The sequence below is a fragment of the bacterium genome (assembly GCA_019912885.1).
In the GTDB taxonomy this organism is placed as follows: Bacteria; Lernaellota; Lernaellaia; order JACKCT01; family JACKCT01; genus JAIOHV01.
The window spans coordinates 1-21725 of the sequence record JAIOHV010000218.1; the positions used below are offsets into that span (position 1 = coordinate 1).

Genomic DNA, 21725 nt, shown 5'->3' on the forward strand with positions numbered 1-21725 from the left:
GCGCCGGCGGCCTTCGCGCGCAATTCGTTAACGCTCTGACAAGAACATCCGATAAGTACAAGGAATGCGAGCATTTCCGTGCCTTCGTCAGGTGCGGGAACGTAAGGGGGGAGGCACGCATTGATGGCGAAACCTCGCGGAAAAACGGCGGTCAATCCCACGGCCAAGTCGGCGGCCCGCTGCAAGGCGTCCGTCGAAACCCTCGAAAGGGAAAAACGGCGCCTCGAACGCGAGGCGGCTCGCCTTGAGACCGAGCTTTTCGAAACGCGGGAGATCATCGCGGGCGTCAAGGCCCTGGATCGCGTTTCCGAACTGACCGAAAAGGTCAAGATTTTCAATACGATCGTCCGCGAGCGTACCGGCTCGCCGATCTCCATTTTTTATCTATACTGGCCGGATCGCGACGCCTTCGAGCTGGTCGAATGCACCGGAAACTGCGTCGGCGCCGACGCCGACCGCAAGGTGCGGCTGACCGATTGCCAGGGGCGTTGCGCGAACAGCCGGGTGGGGCACACATTCGCGCGCACCGACGGGCTTTTCTGGGAACTTGTCTGCCAGGGCGAGATTTTTCCCGTCCACGCGCCCGGCGGACGGCATCGCTTCGAAGACGTTTTCACGAACGCGGGCCTGCTCGGGTGGGATATCACGTCGATCGTGCCGCTGACCTTCGGCGGAACCCCGATCGGCTTCGCCGCGTTTCGACCCGATCTGTCGTCCGTTCACGAGAACGAAGCGTACGTGCGCCGGTTCGCGACGCAGGCGGCGTCGTCCATCAAGACCGCCATGCTCTATTCCGCGAACCAGGACGATAAGGCCGCTTTGAACCGCACGCTGAAGAACCTGAAGATGCTCTACAACATCGGCCAGATGATGGCGCATATCACGGAGCTGAAGGAGCTGTTGCGCTTCATTCTCGACGAGGCCTGCAAGACGACCGACGCGGAAAAAGGCTCGCTGATGTTGCTTGACGAGGAACACCAGCGCCTGGTCGTGCGCGTCGTACGGGGCCTTCCCGACAAGGACGCCGAGGATCGCATCAACAACGGCGAGACGGAGTGCACGAGCCTTTCGATCGGCGAGGGCGTCGCCGGGACGGCGTTCATGGAATGCAAGCCGATGATCGTCAACGACGTTCAAAACGACCCCAAGTTCAAGACCCAGAGCAAACACGTGAAGTCGATCCTGTGCGTTCCGCTGATCGCGAACGACGAAGCGATCGGCGTTATCAACATCACGAACAAAAACGACGGCGCGGGATTTTCCGGCGAGGACGCGCAACTCATCAGCGCGCTCGCGAACCAGGCCGCGATCTCCATCCATCGTTCGCGGCTTTACAACCTCGCGATCATGGACGAGCTGACGGGGCTTTATGTGCGCCGGTATTTCGCGCACCGCCTGCAAGAGGAGATCAAGCGAGCCGACCGTTTCGGCACGAAGTTCTCCGTCATCATGTTCGATATCGATCACTTCAAAAGCGTCAACGACACTTTCGGCCATCACGCCGGCGATCAGGCGCTGGTGACCGTCGCGAACACGCTGAAGGCGGCGGCGCGCACCACCGATTTGCCGGCGCGATTCGGCGGCGAGGAATTCGTAATCCTTTTGCCGGAGACCAACGGCAAGGGCGCGACGATGGTGGCCGAGCGGATCCGGAAGACGGTCGAGCAGACGCACGTCTCCGACATCGGCCGATCGCTGACGATTTCCGCGGGCGTTTCGGTCTATCCGGACCACGGCAGCGAGATGCTGGGGCTCGTCAAATCCGCGGACATGGCGTTGTACGAGGCCAAACACGGCGGGCGCAACCGCGTCGTACTGTGGGAGCTTCTTGGAGCGCCGGCGGACGAGGAAGAGCACGAATCCGCGGCGGTTGCGTCGCTGACGCCGCGCAAGCGCCTGGCTGCGATTTAGCAGGCGGCCGATACGGGTCCGCGACCCGGGTTCGTCATCGCTATTCCCGATCGTTCAAGACGCCGGATCGCCGTTTTCGGGAGCCGGTTCGGGCTCGCCTGAGGGCGGCGGTTCGTTCGCATTCGTTTCGCTGCTGGTCGGTTCAGCTTCCGGCGCATCCGCGGTGACCGTCGAAGCCGCCGCTTCGGCGTTTACGACCGCGTCCGCCGGGCCGGCGACAATGGTCGGCGCCGCGTCTTCGGGCAACTTGCACTTTTCCGCGATGATCGTGTCGATGCGGGCGGGGTTCTCGTTCCAGAATTCCGGGTACCAGCGGCGGTAAGTGGTCCACAGGTTTCGCGTTTCGTCGCACTTTCCCGAACGCACAGTTGACCAGAAAACGCCCCAGGCGGCCCATTCGGAATAGATCGTGTCACCGAAATCGCCGCGACGTAACGTATCGTAATGGGTGGCGGATTCGTCGTAGCGCTTCAATTTGCGCAACGCCTTGGCCAAATAATATTTGTAGGATTGGGCGAAGGGCGATGCGGGCGTTTGCGTAAGACCGGCGCTTGCCGCGTCGACCACCGCCTGCCAGTCCTTTCGTCGATCCGCCTTGCGGACTTCCCAATACGGACCGGATTGGTCCACCGCGTTTTGCATGACGACGCGGATGCACGCGTCGGTCTTCTTTTTCGTTGCATTCAATTTTTCGCGCGTGGCCGAGGCCAGCGACGATTTCCAGTCCTTGCCCTTGTAGAGGCGTTTGATGAAGTCCGCGTGGACGTCCTCGCCGTAAACGGACTTGATGCAACGAACGAAAAGTCGTTCGCGAAGATAACGACGCTCGTGGCGCACGCCCATGAGATAGTTGATATCGAGTTTTCTCAGATCGCCGTCCCGGCGGTTGATGGTGAGATACGCGCGCTCCACGCCGTTGTTGCCGACATCGTAGGCCAGGCCTTCGGAGACGTATGATGGCCAATCAACGGCTTGGCGAAAGCTGATCCGGTGCTCGAAGGTGGCGTGCGTCAGTTCGTGCGCGAGTAGGTTTTGCAGCTCGATCATGCCGGTGAAGGCGGCTTGCGCGTCGACGCGGATCGATTCCACGCCTTTGAGCGTATTCGCGTACCAGTGCCGGCTGAGACCCCAGTAACCGTCGTCGGGTGTGTCGACAATCTGGACGTAAGTCGTTTGAAAATATTTCCGTGCTCCCTCGTCCCCAACGTACGCCACCACGCGATCCATCGCCTTCGGAAACTCCTCCTCGATGCGGCGCGTCAATTCGGCGAGTTCTTCGGCGTTCAGCTTAAGCCCGCCGGGCGGCGGCTGGACGATGAGCTTGTATCCTTTCGCGTCCGCTGCGGCGGCGGGGAGCGGCAAGCAGAACGCCAGAACGATAAACGCCACGATCGCGAAACGCATCATGAACCCCCGCAGTGTTATGGGGGAATTATCCAATATTTTTGCGCGGAGGTCATCGGGGTATTCGGAGCAAACCGCGACTCCGACTTGAGCGGCGCGCCGTCAGAGCCGAATCGGCAAATCGTCCAACCCGGCCTCCATTTCCATTCGGTCCATGATGTCCATCGTGTCCATTCGCGTCGCCGGCCGCGGGCGCGCGATCGCGCCGGTGCGTTTCCCACAATTTTCGATCCTTCCCGCCGCCTTGACCCTTTCGCGGCATCCCCGTAAAACATGCCGGACTTTTCCGGGGGCGGACGCGTCGCAGGCGCATTTTTGCCCCCGCCCGACCTTGCGAGCCCCGCCCATGGAACTGGATACCAACCGGCTGATCGAGCTGCGTCGGTCAAAGTGCGCGGATATCCGCCAAAACGGCGGGAATCCGTATGGCAACGGCATTGCGCCCGACGCCACCTCAAGCCGGATTCGTGAGCGTTTCGGCGAGATGAGCGCCGAGGAGCTCGAGACCGTCGAGGGCACGTTCCGCCTGGCCGGGCGAATCATGGCGGTGCGCGATTTCGGCAACATGGTGTTTTTCGATCTGGCCGATGTCGCCGGGCGCCTGCAACTTGTCGCCAACAAGAAGGTGCTGGGGCTCGAGGCGCACAAGCTCGCGAAATCGCTGGATATCGGCGACATCGTTTACGCCGACGGCAAGCCCTACAAGACGCGAACGGGCGAGATGTCGCTATTGATGACGCATCTCGGCCTTCTGACCAAATCGCTGCGCCCCCTGCCCGAAAAGTGGCACGGACTGACCGACGTGGAAACGCGCTACCGGCAGCGTTACGTCGATCTGCTGATGAATCCGGAGGTCCGCGAGGTCTTTCTGCTGCGGCAGGCGACGACGCGTTATTTGCGCGATTTTTTCGCGAAGCGCGAATTTGTCGAGGTCGAGACGCCGATGATGCATCCCATCGCCGGCGGCGCGGCGGCGCGTCCCTTCGTGACGCACCACAACGCGCTCGACATGGCGCTGTATCTGCGCATCGCGCCGGAGCTGTACCTGAAGCGGCTCCTGGTCGGCGGATACGACCGCGTTTTTGAGATTAACCGCAATTTCCGGAATGAAGGCATCAGCACGCAGCACAACCCCGAGTTCACGATGCTCGAGTTCTACCAGGCTTATGCCGTCTATACGGACCTGATGGATCTGGTGGAAGAGATGTTCCGGGGGCTCGCCGAAACCGTGCTCGGCAAGACGGTGGTCGAATACGGCGAGTTGGCGGTCGATTTCGGCAAACCTTTCCGCCGCGTGACGGTTCTAAGCGCCGTGATCGAAGGCAACGCCGACTTTGATGCCTCGCGCGGGCGCGACGCGGACTATCTGCGCGCGTTCGCCAAAGCCAAAGACCTCGACGTGCACGCCTCCTGGGGATGGGGAAAAATTCTCGTGGAGATTTACGAGAAGACGGTGGAACGCACGCTTGTCGATCCGACATTCGTCTATCACTACCCCATCGAGGTTTCGCCGCTGGCCAGGCGCAACGCGGACGACCCGGAACTGGCCGACCGCTGGGAGCTTTTGATCGGCGGACGCGAGTTGGCGAACGCGTTTTCGGAGTTGAACGACCCGGACGATCAACGCTCGCGTTTCGAGGATCAGATGAAGGCGCGGCTCGCCGGCGACGAGGAGGCGCAGCCCTTCGACGCCGACTACATCCGCGCGCTCGAATATGGCATGCCGCCCGCGGCCGGCTGCGGCATCGGCGTCGACCGCCTGGTCATGCTGTTGGCCAACCAGCCGTCGATCCGCGATGTCATCCTGTTCCCGCATTTGAGGCCGGAGCAATAGGTGCGCCTGCGGAGTTTTGAAAGCTTCGTCGGACTGCGTTTCCTGCGTCCGCGCCGCAAGCAGCTTTTCCTTTCCGTCACCACGATCATCGCCATCGTCGGCGTCATGATCGGCGTGGCGACGCTCATCATCGTCATCAGCACGTTTTCGGGCTTTCAGGACTACCTGCACAAAAAGACGCTCGAGGCGTATTCGCACATCGTCGTGCTGTCGTTCACGGGGATGATCGAGGAATACGGCGGGCTCGTCGAACGGCTCGAAAAGGAGTACCCGGAGGTGCGGGCGGCGGCGCCTTTCGTGTATCAGGAAGTGATGATGAGCTTTCGCGACAGCGTCACCGGCGCGGTGTTGCGCGGGGTGGACGCCGATTCGTTCGGGCGCGTTTCGTCGATCGGCCGTCAAATGGAGATCGGCCGCATGGAGGATCTCGTTGAGCGCCACGCGGCGCCGGTGGCCGAAGGCGAGGAGCCGCGCACGTATCCGGCGATCATCCTTGGCTCGGAGCTGGCCGGGCAGCTCCACGTATTTCCCGGCGACGTCATCAACGTCATCACGCCGCTTGGCGAGGAAACGCCGATGGGCAGCGTGCCCAAGGTGCGCAAGTTCGTCGTGACCGGGCTTTTCAACCTGGGCTTTCAGGAATACGACTCGAAATTCGCGTTCATCCCCAAGACCGAGGCGCAGGATTTTTTCGGCATCGGCGATCGCGTGACGGGCGTCGAGATCGCGCTTGCGGATATCTGGTCGGCGCGCGACGTGGCGCTGCGGATGAGCCAGGACTTCGGGTGGCCGTACAAGTTCCTCGACTGGACGCGGATGAACGAGAAGATTTTCTCGGCGCTCAAGCTTGAAAAGCTCGTCATTTCGATGATCCTGTGCATGATCGTGCTGGTCGCCTCGCTCAACATCTTCACCGTGCTTTACATGATGGTGCTCGACAAGAAACGCCCGATCGCGATTTTGCGCAGCATGGGCGCCACCGCGCGCTCGATCCGGCGCATCTTCCTCGTGGAAGGCACCTTCATCGGCGCGGTGGGCTCGACGCTGGGGCTTCTCGTCGGCACGGCGGTTTGCCAGGCCCAGATCAAGCTGCGCATCGTGCGTCTCGACCCCGAGCTGTATTTCACGAACACGCTGCCGATGAAATTCGAACTGGCCAACTACATCTGGATCGCGACCGCTGCGATGCTGATGGCGGTTCTGGCGACGTGGATCCCCGCGTCGATCGCCTCGCGCGTCGACCCGGTGAAGGTGCTGCGCTATGAGTGACGCGCCGCTCATCGAGTGCCGGGAGCTCGGCAAGGTGTACGAGGACACCGTCGTGCCGGTCGAGGTCTTTCGCGGGCTCGACCTTTCCGTTAGCGAGGGCGAAATGCTCGGTGTTGTCGGCGTTTCGGGCGTCGGCAAGACGACGCTGCTCTACATCCTCGGCCTCCTCGAACGGCCGACCGACGGCCTCGTGCTCTTTCGCGGACGCGACGTTTTCGAGGATCACTCCGACGAGAACCTCTCTCGCTTTCGCAACACCGAGATCGGGTTTGTCTTTCAGTTCCATCACCTCATCCTCGATTTCACCGTGGTCGAAAACGTGATGATGCCGGCCGTCATCGCCGGATGGACACGCGAAAAGGCCCGTGAGGCCGCGATGAGCGCGCTGTCCGATCTTGGCATCGCGCATCGCGCGGATCACAAGCCAGGCGAGATCTCTGGCGGCGAGCAGCAGCGCGCGGCCGTCGCCCGCGCGCTCGTGATGCGGCCGAAGGTCGTGCTCGCCGACGAGCCGACCGGCAACCTCGACGCGCACACCGCGTCCCAGATGCACGACGAGTTCGTGGCGCTCAACGAGCGCCTCGGCACGACGTTCATCGTCGTGACGCACAACATGGCGCTTGCGGAGCGCATGCGCACGGTCGTGCGGCTTTCGGACGGCCGGCTCGTGAGGGAGCGATGAGGATGCGTGCCGTCATCGCGCTTTGGGCGCTTGCGATTCTGTTCGCTGCGGCGGCGCCGGCGATGGCCGCGCCGGCGGTGACGCGCATTGACGTCGAGGGCACGCGGCGCATCGAGGTCGACGCGGTGCTCGTCAAGCTGCGAACGCAGGTCGGCGACGAATTCAACCCCGCCGTTATCGACGAGGACGTTCGCGCCATTTACAAGACCGGGTATTTCGACGACGTGCGCGTCGAGCAGGTCGAGTCCGAAGGCGGCGTCGCCCTGATTTTCGTCGTCGTCGAAAAGCCGTCGGTCAAGGAATTCGTCTTCGTCGGCAACAAGAAATTCGACGAGGAAAAGATCGGCGAAAATACGGAATTCAAGCCCAACACGATCCTCTCGGACGCGAAGATCAAGGACAACATCTTCAAGATCCGCAAGATGTACGAGGACGAGGGCTTTTTCATGGTGGACATCGATTACCGCACGGAGGAGCTGCCGCAAAACCGCGTGCGCGTCATCATCGAGATCACCGAATACAAGAAGGTCTACGTCAAGCGGATTAATTTCATCGGCAACCGCGCGTTTTCCGACGAAGAGCTGAAGAAAAAGCTGCTCACCAAGGAAGGCGGCACGTGGTCGTTCCTGGGGAGTTCCGGCGTTTATCGGCCGGAGATGTTCATGAATGACGTGCAGATCCTGCGCGCGCACTATCTCGACCACGGTTATATCGGCGTGAAGGTCGGGGATCCGCAGGTCTCGCTGTCGCCCGACCGGCGCTCGATGTTCCTCACCGTCCCGATCGAGGAGGGCGATCAGTACTACGTCGGCAAGGTGGATATCGAAGGGGACCTTCTGTTCAAGAAGGAAACGCTGATGGAGCTTGTGACGATGAAGACCGGCGAGGTCTTTTCGCGCTCCAAATTCGAGCAGAGCACGACCGCGCTTCGCTCGCGCTACACCGACATCGGCTACGCGTTCGCCGAGGTCACCGCCGACACGCCGACCAACGCCGAGACGCGCGTCATCGACGTGATCTTCAAGGTGAACAAGGGCAAGCTCGCGTATTTCGAAAAGATCTCGATCGAGGGCAACCTCTCCACGCGCGACAAGGTCATCCGCCGCGAGCTGTTCATCACCGAAGGCGATCTCTATTCCGGTCCTGGCATCCGCAAGAGCAAGGAACGCCTGATGCGGCAGGGCTACTTCGACGAGGTGGCCATGTCGACCGAACGCGGCTCGCACCCGGAGGCCGTCAACCTCGTCATTCGCGTCAAGGAGCGGATGCAGGGCAACTTCGCGATCGGCGTCGGCTTCAGCTCGATCGAGGATTTCATCGGCACCGCGTCGATCAGCCACAACAACCTTTTCGGTTACGGCACGAAGATCCAGCTTAACGCCGAGGTCAGCCGCCTGCGCAAGAACTTCCAGTTCGACGTGCGCGAACAGCACCTGTTCGACACCGACTGGATCGGAACATTCGGCCTGACGCACTCCGAGCGCGATTTCTTCCAGTACGACCGCGTCGATCGCGCGGCGCAGATGGCGCTCGGCCATCCCCTGTATTGGGATATCGAGTGGCTGGTCGGATACCGGTACGAGTCGATCGAAATCCGCAACGTGCAAAACCAGGCGGCGAACTTCCTCATCACGCAGGAAGGCAAGACGCTTTCGACCAGCACGATCTATACGCTGCAGCGCAACACGGTGAACTCGCCGTTCGATCCCACCGACGGCTCGCGGGTGTCGGCGTCGGTGGAGTGGGCGAGCAGGAATTTCGGCGGCGACCTGGAGTTCATGAAATATTCGTTGCAGGGTCGCCGCTACGTGCCGATCGTCTGGGATATCTCGGTGATGCTGAACGGCGAGGGCGCCTACGGGTATCCGCTCGACGGCGGACGGCTGCCGATCACCGAGCGCTATTTCCTCGGCGGCCTGAACTCCGTGCGCGGTTTCCGGTTGTTGTCGCTCGGGCCGACGGAGGAATCCACGATCCCGACCGATCCGAACGACCCGGCGACGACGCTCACCGACGTGGTTTCCAACATCGGCGGCGACAAGTATCTTCAGGGCAACGTCGAGCTGCTTATCCCCATCGTGAAGGAATTGAAGATCAAGGGTTTGATCTTCTACGACATCGGAAACGCCCTGCCGGAGGACGTATGGTTCTCGAACGACGGATTCCGTCAGGCGTGGGGTTTCGGATTGCGATGGATCAGCCCGATCGGACCGCTGCGTTTCGAGTGGGGCTATCCGCTCTACAAGCAGCAGGGCGAACGGCGGCAGGTGTTTGAATTCGGTATCGGAACCTTCTTCTGATCGCGAAAACGTCGCGAGAAGCGTTTAAGGAGCAAGCGATGCGAAAGACGATGATCGGATTGGCGATGGCCCTGGCGCTCGCCGCGACGCCGGCCCTGGCCGAGGGCGTGGCCTGGGTCGACCTGGACAAGGTCATGGAACTGACGGCCAAGGGCAAGGAGACGATGCAAAAGCTCGCGGCGATGAAAGACGACCTCGAGCTAAAGGTGCGCCAGAAGGAGATGGACCTCAAGAAGGCGTACGAAGAGCTGGCCACGCAAAAGGACGTGCTGGCCGAGGACGTCCGCAAGACGAAGGAAGAAGAATTCCAGAAGGGCATGATGGAGTATCAGAAGATGACGGTGGAGCTCCCGCAGAAGTTCGAGGAGTACCGCGTCAAGCTGCTGCGCTCGTTCATCGGCGATCTCGAGGCGGTGACGCAGGACGTCGCCAAGGCCGAGGGGAAGTCCGTCGTCATGCTCAAGGCGCGCGATTACGCGACGATGAGCTCGGTCGTCCTCTACGGCGATGCGTCCGCGGACCTTACCGACAAGATCGTCAAGAAGCTCAACTCGGGGTCCTGACCCGAAAACGCACGGAACCATGATCCGATTGGGCGACATCGCCGAACACGTCGGCGGACGCGTCGCCGGTGATCCCGAAACGCCGATCGCCGACATCGCGCAGGTCGATGACGTGCGCCCTGGCGAAATCACGTTCGCGGTGAACGCCGGTTTTCTCGCGCGCGCTATCGAGCGAGGCGCGGCGGCCGTGCTCGTCCCCGCCGAATTCGAAGCGCCCCTGCCGCGCGTCGTGGTCGCCGAAGCGAGGCTCGCCGCGATCATGACCGCCATGCTGCTGCATCCCCCGCGCGAGCGCGCCGCGGGCCGTGTGCCCGATGCGCACGTCGATGCGGACGCGCTTGTCGATCCGTCCGCCACGATCATGCCCGGCGCGTACGTCGGCGCGGGCGCATCGATCGGCGCGGGTTCGGTGCTGATGCCCGGCGCGGTCGTGGAAGAAGACGCGCGTGTCGGCGCCGCGTGCGTGCTGCATCCGAATGTCACCGTGAAGGAACGATGCATGCTGGGCGATCGCGTCATCCTGCATGCGGGCGTCGTGATAGGCGCGGACGGCTTCGGCTATTTCGAGGAAGGCGGCCGTCGCGTGAAGATCCCGCAACTCGGCACGGTCATCGTCGAGGACGACGTGGAGATTGGCGCTCACTCGTGCGTCGATCGTGCAACGATCGGGCGCACGGTGATTGGCGCGGGGACGAAGATCGACAACCTCGTACAGGTCGGCCACAACTGCTTGATCGGGAAAAACTGCATCCTCGTGTCGCAGGTCGGGCTCGCCGGTTCCGTGCGCATCGGCGACGGCGCGATCCTCGCGGCGCGCGCCGGCGTCGCGGACAACGTCGCGGTCGGCGCGCACGCGGTGGTCGGAGGCATGAGCGGCGTGGCGCGTGACGTTCCGGAGGGCGCCCAGGTCGCGGGGGCGCCCGCGTATTCCGGCGTGGATTGGCGGCGCAACGTCGCCATCATGCCGGATCTGCACCGCACGGTGCGCCTGGTGCAACGCCTGTCGGAGCGCGTCGAGGAACTCGAAGCGAAAATCGCGTCGAAGGAGGACAAATCTTGACGGCGCGCGTTCATCCCACCGCCGTCGTGGCGGATTCCGCGCACCTCGCGGACGGCGTCGAAATCGGCCCGCATGCGGTCATCGAGGACGGCGTATCGATCGGCGAGGGCACCCGCGTTTTCGCCGGCGCGGTCATCAAGACGGGAACTTCGCTTGGCGCCGGCAATGTCGTGAAGGAACACGCGGTGCTTGGCGGCGATCCGCAACACACGGGATACCGCGGCGAGCCGACGTACCTGGTCATCGGCGATCGCAACATGATCGGCGAAGGCGTCACCATCCATCGCGCCTATCGCGCGGGCGAGGCGACGCGCGTCGGCAACGGCTGCTACCTCATGGCGCTTTCGCACATCGGGCACGATTGCGCCGTCGGTGACGGATGCGTGATGACGAACTTCGCCGCGCTCGCCGGGCATTGCGTGATGGAGGATCGCGCGATCCTCGGCGGATACGCGGCGGCGCACCAGTTCTGTCGCATCGGCACGCTGGCCATGCTCGGCGGCGACGCGAAGACCGCCCGTGACGCGGTGCCGTACATGACTTATCTCGGAGCGCCCGCGCACCCGATCTCCGTCAATCTCGTCGGCCTTCGCCGCGCGGGAATCTCCGAGGAAACGCGCACGGCGATCCGCCAGGCGTACCGCATCCTGTTCAAAAGCGGCCTTGAGCCCGACCAGGCGGCGGTGCGCCTGCGCGAGGACATCCCGGCGTCGCCGGAGCGGGATCACATCATCGAATTCATCGAGACGACCAGGCGCGGCATCGCGTTTTAGCCGCGCGGAGGACGACATGCTTCAGAAGGTACGGATTCCGCCCATGCGCGTCGGCGTCGTGGGCGTGGGGCACATGGGGCAATATCACGTGGGCGCGTACAGCGAAATCGCGAACGCCCAGATCGCGGGCGTCGCCGATCCGCGCGCCGAGGGCATCCGCGAGTTGGCGGGATCGCTCGGCATCGACGTCTTCGAGGATTACCGGGATCTCTACGGCAAGGTGGACGCGGTATCCGTCGCCGTTCCGACCAGCCTGCATTTCGGCGTGGTGAAGGATCTGCTCGAACAAGGCATCCACGTGCTCGTCGAAAAGCCCATCGCGCCGTCGATGGACGAGGCGCGCGCGCTTTTCGAGATCGCCGGTCAAAGGAATCTTCAACTGCAAATCGGGCACGTCGAGCGATTCAACGCGGCGGTGCTCGAGATCAAGAAAATCATCGACGCGCCGTACCTCATCGAAAGCCGCCGCATCGGGCCGTTCACCGGGCGCTCCACCGATATGGGCGTCGTGCTTGATTTGCTGATCCACGACGTGGATATCGTCATGAATCTCGTGGACCGGCCGGTGACGCGCGTGCTGGCGCTGGGGCGCCCGATCGTTTCGGAACGCGAGGATCTCGTGAGCGTGCTTTTGGAGTTCGAGGGCGGCGCCATCGCGAATCTCACCGCGAGCCGCGTGTCGGAGTTCAAAAGCCGCACGTTGTCGGTCAGCCAGAAGGGCGCGTACATCGCGCTCGACTACACGAACCAGGAAATCGACATCCACCATCAGGCGGCGTCGAGCTATGTCCTTTCGACGACGCAGCTCAAATACAAGCAGGAAAGCTTCATCGAGCGCATCTTCGTGCACAAGCAGAATCCGCTGCGCCTGGAGCTGCAACATTTTCTGGAGTGCGTCGCGGGCGTGACGCCGCGCATGACGACGCCGGAGCAGGAGCTGCGCAGCCTGCGCGTCGCGCTCGACGTTCTGGCGCTGACGCGCAAGTCGGAGGGCGCGCCTTCGTGAAAAAGGCGCGGCCGACGCTGGGGCTCATTGCCGGGGCGGGCGATCTGCCGTCGGAGGCCGCGCGTTCGGCGCGCCGGCAAGGCTATCGCGTCATCGCCGCCGCGCTTGCGGAGGCAAACGCGCGCATCGCCGCGACCCTGGCCGACCGCGTCGAAACGCTGTCGATCGGCAAGGCCGGCGCGCTCATCGACCTGTTTCGCGGCGAGGGCGTCACGGATGTGGTCATCGTCGGCAAGGTCGACAAGTCTCTGAATTTCGCGAATCTGGAGTTCGACGAAGCGGCGCTCGCGATCCTTTCGCGTCTGGCTTCTCGCGCGGACATGGCTATCGGCCATGCGCTCATCGACGAGCTGACCGATCAGGGTTTCGCCGTGCGCGCGCAGACCGATTTTCTCGACACGCTTGTCGCACCGAAGGGCGCCATCGCAGGCACGCTCGCGAACGAGCGCGGAACGGATGTCGTCGCCGGTTTGCGGGTTGCGCGCGCTCTCACCGAACTCGATGTGGGACAGACGGTTGTCGTGCGCGCGGGCGCGGTCATCGCGGTGGAGGCGTTCGAGCACACCGATGCGACGATCCGCCGCGCGGGGCGCCTTGCGCACGGCGATCTCGTGGTCGTGAAACTCGCGCGGCCCGATCAGGACATGCGTTTTGACGTGCCGGCCGTCGGCGTGAAGACACTGCGCGTCATGGCCGATGCCGGCGCCGACGCGCTTGCGATCGAGGCCGGCAAGACGCTGGTGCTCGACAAGCCGCGTTTTGCGCGTCTTGCCGAAAGGCTTGGCATCGCGGTCGTCGGCGTTGCGCGCGACGACGAGGAGATCGCGCCGTGCGAGCCGGCCGCCTCCTGATTGCGCTTGCGCTCGCGACGCTCGTTCTCCAGACGCCGTTTGGCGCGCTTGCGGACGAGAGTGCGGATGATGGTGAAGAAGAAACCGAATCCGACGATGCGGACGCTTCGGAGGCGCGCGTCGAGGCTCTCGAGAAGCGCATCCTTGAACTTGAGGCGCGCGACGCCTTCTCGCGCGATCACATCGGCTCGCTCGAATGGGACGCGGATCGCGATTACCTCGTCACGCAAAACCGCTGGTTCGTCACGACGCACGGCTATCTGCGCACGCGCGCGGTGCTCGAGGCCAACACGGTCAACGGTTATACGAACGCGGCGGGCGAGGAGATTTTCGCCTACGATCCGCGCTCGACGTTCAAGAACGACTACGGCTGGTGGGATACGCGCCTGTCGTCGAAGACGATCGTCAATTTCGGCGACACCGCGGAGATCGTGCTGTGGCTGCAACTCGGGGATTGGGTCTGGGGAACGCAGTCGCCCGCTTTCGGCGGCACGGGAAGGGGCAAGTTCGATTCGGCGGGCTTGCAGGCGCGCGAGGCGTGGGCGCGCTACGAACTCGAGTTCATCCCCGTCGCGATGGAGTTCGGGCGCATGCCCTGGGTGCTCGGCAACGGCATCATCCAGGGCAACGAACAGGACGGCGCGCGGCTGTACTGGTTTAACAAATGGATCGACGTCGGATTCGGCGCGTTTCGACAGTACGAGGGCGAAAACATCGAGATGTCGCAGCGCTTCAACGACGACGAGGACACGTTCGTCTTCTGGGCGACGCCGCGCCCGGGCCGGGGGCATGAGATCGAGCTGTTCGGCTGGCTCAATCTTTTCGAAACGCCCGAACTTCCCGCGCGCATGAATCCGGACAGCCCACTGTTTCGCCTGCCCGGATACACGCAAGCGCGATACGCCTCGCAGGGCAGCGAGTTGTGGAACGTCGGCGCAAACTGGCGCGGTGAGCTTGGCGCCGGGTTCGCGATCGACATCGAGATCGACAAGCAGTTCGGCGAAATCAAGCCGGCGGCGGATCGCGCGGATGTGGAAGCGATCGAATTTTCGGGCGCCGCGGCGTACGGGAAATTGTCGTACCATTACAACGATCGCGACCAGATCGCGCTTGCCGGCGGATACGGCACGGGCGACGATCCGGACACGCGCGCGTTCGAGGGCTACTTCGCGCCCGATCACCGCTTCGGCTGGTACGACGAGGTGCCCGAAGAGCCGATCCGCCACGCGTTTTTCGGCGTGTACGACCACACCGCGCCGGGTGCGGGCGTGCCGGGGCGCTATCGCGACAACCTCGGCGCGGGCGGACTCGACAACACGCAGTTCGTCAACCTCGCCTGGGACACCTGGCGTTTTCTACGCAACCACCATTTCTACGTCTCCGTCGGTGCGATCTCCGCAAGCCGCGCGAACCCGGATACGGACGCACGCTTCATCGGCATCGAGAACGACATGTGGATGGACTACATCTTCTCCAACAACGTGACGTTCTCGCTCTACGGCGGGCATTTGTTCCTGTTCGACGAGTATTTCCAAAAGGACAATCACGACGCCGCGATCCTGCGCGGCGACTGGAAGCTCTCCTGGTGACGCCATGACCGGCGTTCTTGACGCGATCCTCGCCTGGGACCGGCGCTGGTTTCTTTTGATTAACGCGATCGACTTTCCCGGTTGGGTTTACATCGCCGGGATCGGCACGGATCTTGGCCTCGGCCTCGTCCTGACGCTGCTGCTTCTTGCCGGTTTGCGCGTGTTTGATCCCTATCGTTTTCCGAAAAACTTCATCGTGCTCGGCCTTGCGATTGCGATGGCGGGGATCGTCAACGCGGGCGTCAAGTCGACTGTCAGCCGCGCGCGGCCGCTCGGCGACGCGACGTTCCGCGCGTTGCCCACGGACATAAAAGAACAGGCGTTCAATTTCGGTATCGACGTGCGCAGCTACGCGCTCGATTCCGACGACGAGGCCTTTGCCGATCGCCGCCTGCGCGTGATCGGAGACGCCTATAAGCGACGCAGTTTTCCCTCCGGCCACACCGCCGCGTCCTTCGCCGTGGCGGCGGGGTTGATTTACGCGTTCCGCTCGCGCCGCCGCTGGCTCTGGCTCGTTCCCGCGGCGTTTGTCGGGTTGACGCGCGTGGCGGTCGGCGCGCATTTTCCGCTCGATGTGATCTTCGGCGCGTTCGTGGGATTCGGTACGGCAGGCGCGGGATTGCGCGCGTTCGAGATATTCCACGGGCTTGGCAGCCGCCCGGAGACTTATCCGCTTCCCGCGCGCGCGTCCGGCGCGCCGCCCCGCGTGATGATGGTCGCCGGCGAAGCGAGCGCGGACGTGTACGGCGCGCGCGTTGTCGAGGAAATGAAAAAGGCCGCGCCGGACGTGAGAGCTTTCGGAGTCGGCGGCGATGCCATGCGCCGTGCGGGTTTCGACGTGATCGCGGACGCGCACGAACTGTCGATCGTCGGGTTCACCGCCGTATTGACGTCGCTTGGCGCGATCGTGCGCATCTACATGCGACTTGTGCGCGAGCTTGTAGCGCGCCCGCCGGATGCGCTGGTGTGCATCGACCTGCCGGACTTCAACCTCATGCTCGCGACGCAGGCGCGCCGCCGCTCGATTCCCGTGGTGTTCTACATCAGCCCGCAGTTCTGGGCGTGGCGGAGCGGGCGCGTGCACGGGATGCGCGAGAGCGTCACCAGGATGATCGTCGCGTTCGGTTTTGAGGAGCCGTATTACCGCGACGCGCGCGTGCCGGTGTCGTTTCACGGGCATCCGATTCTCGAGGTGCTGCGCCGGCGGCACGCGACGCGCGAAGAAGCGCTATCGCATTTCGGCCTCGATCCGCGAAGGCGCACGCTCGTGCTCGCGCCGGGTTCGCGGCGCAACGAATTCAAATACGTGCGCGCCGCGATGTTCGAGGCGGGCACGCGAATTCTGCGCGAGATGCCGGATTGGCAGGCCGCCGTGCCGATCGCGCCGCGCGCGGATGAGGACGAAATGCGCGCCGCGGCAAACGCGGCGGGGTTGTCGGCGACGTTCACGCGCGGCGACAATTTCGATCTGTTCGCGGCGGCGGATTTCGGCATCATGTGTTCGGGCACCGCGACGCTCGAGGCCGCGGTTGCCGAATTGCCGCAGGTCATCGTCTATCGCGGGCATCCGCTGAACATCTTGATCGCGCGCACGCTCGTGAACATCGACCGGATCGGACTCCCGAATATCGTCCTTGGCGGCGACACGCCGACGTTTCCGGAACTCGTGCAGGAGGACGCGACAGCCGGCCCGCTTGCCGCGCGCGTGCTTGCGATCTTGAAGGACGAAAACGAGTGTGAAAGACTCCGCGCCGCCTGCCGCCGCGTCCGCCAGGCTCTTCGCGCCGGCGAGACAAGTCAAAACGTGGCGCGCGAAGTCCTCGAACTGGCCCGCACCCGATGAAGCTCATGCGCGAATATCTCGCCCGCTATTTCGCCAAGGATCCGGAAAGCCTTGCCGACTTCCGGCGCCTGTGGGGCTATTTCCGTCCTTACATCGCGCGGCTGGCGATTTCGCTGGCGTGCGCGCTCATCGTCGCGGGCACAACGGCCGCGACCGCCAAGCTGCTCGAACCGGTGATGAACGAGATTTTCGTGAACAAGGATCGCGGATTTCTCTACCTCGTCCCTTGGCTCATCATCGGACTGTTCGGGCTCAAGGGCGTGTTCCGCTTTTTGCAAAACTACATCCTGCGTTCGGTGGGCGAGCGCGTCATCCGCCGGGTGCGCGGCGAACTGTATCACCACTACCAGTATCTCGACCCGGCGTATTACGCGGAAAACAACGTCGGCGTGATGATGAGCCGCATCACCAATGACGTGAACATGATGCAGCGCGCGATTCCGTCGCTCGAATCGCTCGTGCGCGAGCCGGTGACGATGCTCGGCCTGGCGATCGTCGCGTTCTGGCAGTTCTGGCAGGGCGCGCTCGCGATCCTTGTCGTCATTCCCGTGACGGCGGTGCCGATCGTCATCTTCGGACGCAAGATCCGCAAGTGGGTGCGCCGCGGACAGGAACGCATGGGCGAGATGAGCTCCATCCTCAAGGAGACGTTTTCCGGCGTGCGCGTCATCAAGGCGTTCGGCATGGAGGAATACGAGATCCGCCGTTTTGACCGGGAAAACAAACGCGTGTTCGAGGCCAATTTGCGCACCATGTTCCTGGACGAGCTGTCGAGCCCGCTCATCGAGTTTCTCGCCGCGCTCGGCGGAGCGGTCGTCGTCGTCAGCGGCGGCCTCATGGTGATGAACGGCCGCCTGACGACCGGCGCGTTCTTTTCCTTCATGGCGGCGTTCGGCCTGATGTACGAGCCGCTGAAGAAAATCAACAAGATGAACGTCAATTTCCAGGCCGCGCTCGCCGCCGCGCGCCGCGTGTTCAGCGTTCTCGACACGCCGCCCTCGATCGACGACGCGCCCGGCGCGACGGAACTTTCGCCCATCGAAAACAAAATCCATTTCGACAACGTGCGTTTTCGCTATCGAGACGACGGCCCGTTCGTGCTCGACGGCATCGACGTCACCGTCCGCACCGGCCAGGTCGTCGCGCTTGTCGGAAGCTCCGGCGCGGGCAAGACGACGTTCGGCAACCTTCTACCGCGCTTCTGGGACGTCACGGAAGGCGCGATTCGCATCGACGGCGCCGACATCCGCGGCGTGACGGTCAAATCGCTGCGCCGGCAGATCGGCATGGTCACGCAAGACACCTTCCTGTTTAACGACACGGTGCTCGCCAACATCGCCTACGGCGACGAAAACGCGGACAGGGAGCGCGCCCGCGCGTGCGCGCGCACGGCGCACGCGGACGGCTTCATCGAGCAGATGCCGAACGGCTACGACACGGTGATCGGCGAGATGGGCGTCAAAATCTCCGGCGGCCAGCGGCAACGCCTGGCGATCGCGCGCGCGCTCTACAAAGACGCGCCGATCCTGATTCTCGACGAGGCGACAAGCTCGCTCGACGCGGAAAGCGAGCGCGAGGTGCAGGCGGCGCTCGAACAACTGCTTGTCGGGCGCACGTCGTTTGTCATCGCGCATCGCCTCTCGACGATCCGCCGTGCCGACCGCATCCTCGTTCTGCGCGACGGCCGGGTTGTCGAGGACGGGACGCACGACGAACTGATTGTGCGTGACGGCGAATACGCGCGCCTTTACAAAATGCAGTTCGCCGAGACCGGCGCATGAAGATTCGCCCGACGCTCGCGGTCGCGGGCGCGGTCGCGCTGTTGACCGGCGTGCGCCTTGCGCTTGTCGGCGCCACCGACCTCATTCCCGACGAGGCGTATTACTTTTTCTGGTCGCGCACGGTTGCGCCCGCCTACTGGGATCAACCTGGCGGGATCGCGTTCGCGAATTTTCTGATCGCCGCGATCTTCGGCGCATCGACATTCACCGTGCGCCTTGGGGCGGTGATCCTGGCCGCCATCACGACCGCGTTCGTGTACGACCTCGGCCGCACGACCCTTGGCGATGACCGCCGCGCGGCGGCCGCCGCGATTCTCGCAAACGTGGTGCCGGTCTTCGCCGCGGGCTCCGTCCTGATGCTGCACGACGCGCTGCTCGGCGCGGCGCTTGCCGCGACAATAGCGTTTTTCGCGCGCGCGATTTTGCGCAACCAGCCGGCCGCGTGGTACGCCGCCGCGCTCGCGGGGTCCGTCGCGCTGTACGCCAAGCTTTCCGCGGCGATCCTCGGCGGCGGGCTGCTCGCGTTTTTCGTGCTCTCGCGCCACGCCCGGCGATCGCTTGCACGCGTGGAGCCGTTTGTCGCCGCATTGATGGTCGCCGCGTTTTTCGCCCCCGCGTATCTTTGGATCCGCGCGCACGAATCCGTGACGCTTCTTGCCGTCAAGAAACTCGCTTCCGACGCGAGCCTGTCGGGACTATCCCGCGTCGTGTCGTTTCTCGACTTCGCCGGCGCGCAGGCGCTCGTGGCGACGCCGATCGTGTTCGCCTTCGTCGCCCTCGCGACGTGGCGCGTGCTTCGCCGACCGGATGTAGCGGGCGAGGGGCGCGTGTTCCTGGCGGCATTGACGGCCGGTTTCGCGCTGTATTTCGCCGCGCAGTCGTTTGCCGCGAAGGTGCAGGGCAATTGGGCCGCGCCGATGTACATTCCGGGCTTCATCCTCGCGACGGATTACGCCATCGCGCGGCTTGATCGCGCGCGCGTGCGCAAATGGGCGCTTGGCGGAATCGCGCTTGCGGCATTCGTGACCGTCGCCGGTTTCGTGCACGCCGTGCACCCGCTGCCTTTTGTCCCCGCCGGCATGGACCCGGCGACGCAGGCGCACGGGTGGTCGGAACTGGCCGATCGCGTCGAGACGATCCTCGACGAGCACCCCGGCGCGGCGATCCTCGCGCGGCGTTACCAGATCGCCTCGGAGCTTGCGTTTTACGTCCCGGAGGCCGACGTCTTTTGCGCGTCGCACGTCTCGCGCGGAAGCCAGTTCGATATCCGGCAAGACTACGACGACCTTGTCGGGCGCGACGTGGTGTACGTCGATTATCAGGGCCGCTCGCGAAAGCTCTTTTTGCACTTTGATGCGTGGGAGGAATTGCCGCCGCACGTTCTGGGGGCGCGCGGCGCGGCGGGTAAACGCCTGAACGTATTTTTTCTGCGCGGCTTCAGGAAAGACGGCCCCTACGCGGACTACTTCCGCGCGCCATTCGACGCCGCGCTTGTGAATCTTCGCGCGCGCATCGACGAGGGGAGCGGGCGTTGATCCGCGTGGCTTGGGCCATCGTCACCGCGCTGTTGTCGCTCGTGGCGCTGCCCGTTGCGCTTTTCGTCTCGATCTTTCGCCCGCATTGGCGCACCGGGCTCGAAAGCCGCCTGGGACGCGTCACGCCGTCGGCGTCGCCGCGCCTTCTGATCCACGCCGCGAGCGTCGGCGAGGTGGCGATGGCGGATCGCCTCATCCGCGCGGCGCTCGATCGTGCCGGCGCCGACGGCCTTGTCGTCTCCACGACGACGCCCACGGGCCATGCCGAGGCGTCGCGCCGCTTTCCCGGTATCCGCGTCGAATATTTTCCGGCGGACGCGGGGTGGGCGCCCGGCGTGTGGCTCTCGCGTCTTCGCGTCGACCGTGTGGTTCTGGCGGAAACGGAGCTCTGGCCGCTATTCATGATGACATGCCGCGCGCGGCGGATTCCCGTCGCGATTGTGAACGCGCGCATCTCCGATCGGAGCTACCCGCGCTTTCGCATCTTCCGCTTCCTGCTTTCGCGATGGCTTCGCGACCTGACCCTCGTCGCCGCGCAATCGGAGATCCATCGCGATCGGCTGGTGCGTCTTGGCGTGCCGACCGGGCGCGCGCACATCTCCGGCAACCTCAAATTCGACGTCTCCGACGCGGCCGACGACGGGCCCGCGCGCGCGGCGGTTCGGGCGTTTCGCGCGCATCGGCCGCTCATCATTTTTGCGAGCACGCACGCTCCGGAAGAGCAGGCCGCGCTTGCCGTGGTGCGCGGGTGGCGAGCCGAAGGCGTCGCCGCGTGCGCGCTCGTCGCGCCGCGCCACGCCGAGCGATTCGGCGAGGTGGCGCGGCTATTCGAGGCGAGCGGGGAGGATTACGTGCGCCGGTCGAACTTCGACGCGGCGGCGGCCAACGGCCATCGCTCGCCTTCCGCATTGATGCTTCTCGACACGCATGGCGAGCTGGCCGGCGTCTGGCGCGAAGGGGTCGCCGCATTTGTCGGCGGATCGCTCGCGAAGGTCGGCGGGCACAACGTTCTGGAGCCGGCGCGTGCGGGGCTGCCGGTCGTGGTCGGCCCGAACACCCGAAACTTTCGCGACGAGGTGGCGCTGCTTTCGGACGCTGGAGCCCTGGCCGTCGTTGGGGATGCCGGCGAGCTGGCCAGCGCCATCGCGGGCATCCTCGCGGACCCCGACCTCGCCCGGCGGCGCGGGGACGGCGGACGCGTCGTCGTTGAACAGAATCGCGGGGCGCAGGCGGCGACGCAGCGCCTGCTTGAGGAATACGGATTCTTGCCCGCGACGGCCGATCCGGACGCTCAAGGCGAGCGGGAGGCTCCGGGAGCGTGAGG

General features: G+C 64.1%; 16 protein-coding genes. 15 read left to right on the forward strand and 1 reads right to left on the reverse strand.

Translation table 11 applies throughout. The features are described from left to right. Positions 1 to 123 precede the first annotated feature (123 nt). A complete protein-coding gene (locus tag K8I61_19280; protein MBZ0274190.1) occupies positions 124 to 1911 on the forward strand; it encodes a sensor domain-containing diguanylate cyclase in 1788 nt (595 codons plus the stop codon). Positions 1912 to 1965: 54 nt separating this feature from the next. Here K8I61_19280 and K8I61_19285 read toward each other — a convergent pair whose 3' ends face one another. After that, a complete protein-coding gene (locus K8I61_19285) occupies positions 1966 to 3315 on the reverse strand; it encodes a hypothetical protein (GenBank protein MBZ0274191.1) in 1350 nt (449 codons plus the stop codon). Between the two features lie 346 nt (positions 3316 to 3661). Here K8I61_19285 and lysS point away from each other — a divergent pair, with 346 nt between their 5' ends. From lysS to K8I61_19355, 14 genes are read left to right on the forward strand one after another with little or no spacing between them, the layout of a single operon-like run. Further along, entirely contained in the window at positions 3662 to 5149 is a 1488-nt protein-coding gene (gene lysS, locus K8I61_19290) for a lysine--tRNA ligase (GenBank protein MBZ0274192.1), read from the forward strand. Beyond that, positions 5150 to 6418: an ABC transporter permease gene (locus tag K8I61_19295; protein MBZ0274193.1), complete on the forward strand. Its 1269-nt coding sequence runs from the start codon at positions 5150 to 5152 to the stop codon at positions 6416 to 6418. Beyond that, the gene (locus K8I61_19300; GenBank protein MBZ0274194.1) at positions 6411 to 7100 is read left to right on the forward strand and encodes an ABC transporter ATP-binding protein; all 690 of its coding nucleotides are present in this window, start codon (positions 6411 to 6413) and stop codon (positions 7098 to 7100) included. The genes K8I61_19295 and K8I61_19300 overlap by 8 nt, the downstream gene beginning before the upstream one ends. A gap of 2 nt (positions 7101 to 7102) precedes the next feature. After that, complete coding sequence (gene bamA / locus K8I61_19305; protein MBZ0274195.1) at positions 7103 to 9400, forward strand: outer membrane protein assembly factor BamA; 2298 nt, start codon at positions 7103 to 7105, stop codon at positions 9398 to 9400. Between the two features lie 38 nt (positions 9401 to 9438). Continuing rightward, the gene (locus K8I61_19310; GenBank protein ID MBZ0274196.1) at positions 9439 to 9963 is read left to right on the forward strand and encodes an OmpH family outer membrane protein; all 525 of its coding nucleotides are present in this window, start codon (positions 9439 to 9441) and stop codon (positions 9961 to 9963) included. 19 nt (positions 9964 to 9982) lie between these two features. Beyond that, positions 9983 to 11023: a UDP-3-O-(3-hydroxymyristoyl)glucosamine N-acyltransferase gene (gene lpxD, locus K8I61_19315; protein MBZ0274197.1), complete on the forward strand. Its 1041-nt coding sequence runs from the start codon at positions 9983 to 9985 to the stop codon at positions 11021 to 11023. After that, positions 11020 to 11796 (forward strand): acyl-ACP--UDP-N-acetylglucosamine O-acyltransferase, encoded by a 777-nt coding sequence (lpxA, locus tag K8I61_19320; GenBank protein MBZ0274198.1) that lies wholly within the window; start codon positions 11020 to 11022, stop codon positions 11794 to 11796. The genes lpxD and lpxA overlap by 4 nt, the downstream gene beginning before the upstream one ends. A 34-nt stretch (positions 11797 to 11830) precedes the next feature. Then, positions 11831 to 12802 (forward strand): Gfo/Idh/MocA family oxidoreductase, encoded by a 972-nt coding sequence (locus tag K8I61_19325; protein MBZ0274199.1) that lies wholly within the window; start codon positions 11831 to 11833, stop codon positions 12800 to 12802. Then, entirely contained in the window at positions 12799 to 13653 is an 855-nt protein-coding gene (lpxI, locus tag K8I61_19330; protein MBZ0274200.1) for a UDP-2,3-diacylglucosamine diphosphatase LpxI, read from the forward strand. The genes K8I61_19325 and lpxI overlap by 4 nt, the downstream gene beginning before the upstream one ends. Beyond that, the gene (locus tag K8I61_19335) at positions 13632 to 15242 is read left to right on the forward strand and encodes a hypothetical protein (GenBank protein MBZ0274201.1); all 1611 of its coding nucleotides are present in this window, start codon (positions 13632 to 13634) and stop codon (positions 15240 to 15242) included. The genes lpxI and K8I61_19335 overlap by 22 nt, the downstream gene beginning before the upstream one ends. Before the next feature lie 4 nt (positions 15243 to 15246). Then, positions 15247 to 17085: a lipid-A-disaccharide synthase gene (lpxB, locus tag K8I61_19340; protein ID MBZ0274202.1), complete on the forward strand. Its 1839-nt coding sequence runs from the start codon at positions 15247 to 15249 to the stop codon at positions 17083 to 17085. 5 nt (positions 17086 to 17090) lie between these two features. Then, complete coding sequence (gene msbA, locus K8I61_19345; protein ID MBZ0274203.1) at positions 17091 to 18866, forward strand: lipid A export permease/ATP-binding protein MsbA; 1776 nt, start codon at positions 17091 to 17093, stop codon at positions 18864 to 18866. Next, a complete protein-coding gene (locus K8I61_19350) occupies positions 18863 to 20401 on the forward strand; it encodes a glycosyltransferase family 39 protein (GenBank protein MBZ0274204.1) in 1539 nt (512 codons plus the stop codon). The genes msbA and K8I61_19350 overlap by 4 nt, the downstream gene beginning before the upstream one ends. After that, complete coding sequence (locus tag K8I61_19355; protein ID MBZ0274205.1) at positions 20398 to 21723, forward strand: hypothetical protein; 1326 nt, start codon at positions 20398 to 20400, stop codon at positions 21721 to 21723. Before K8I61_19350 ends, K8I61_19355 begins: the two co-directional genes overlap by 4 nt. Positions 21724 to 21725: the final 2 nt, after the last annotated feature.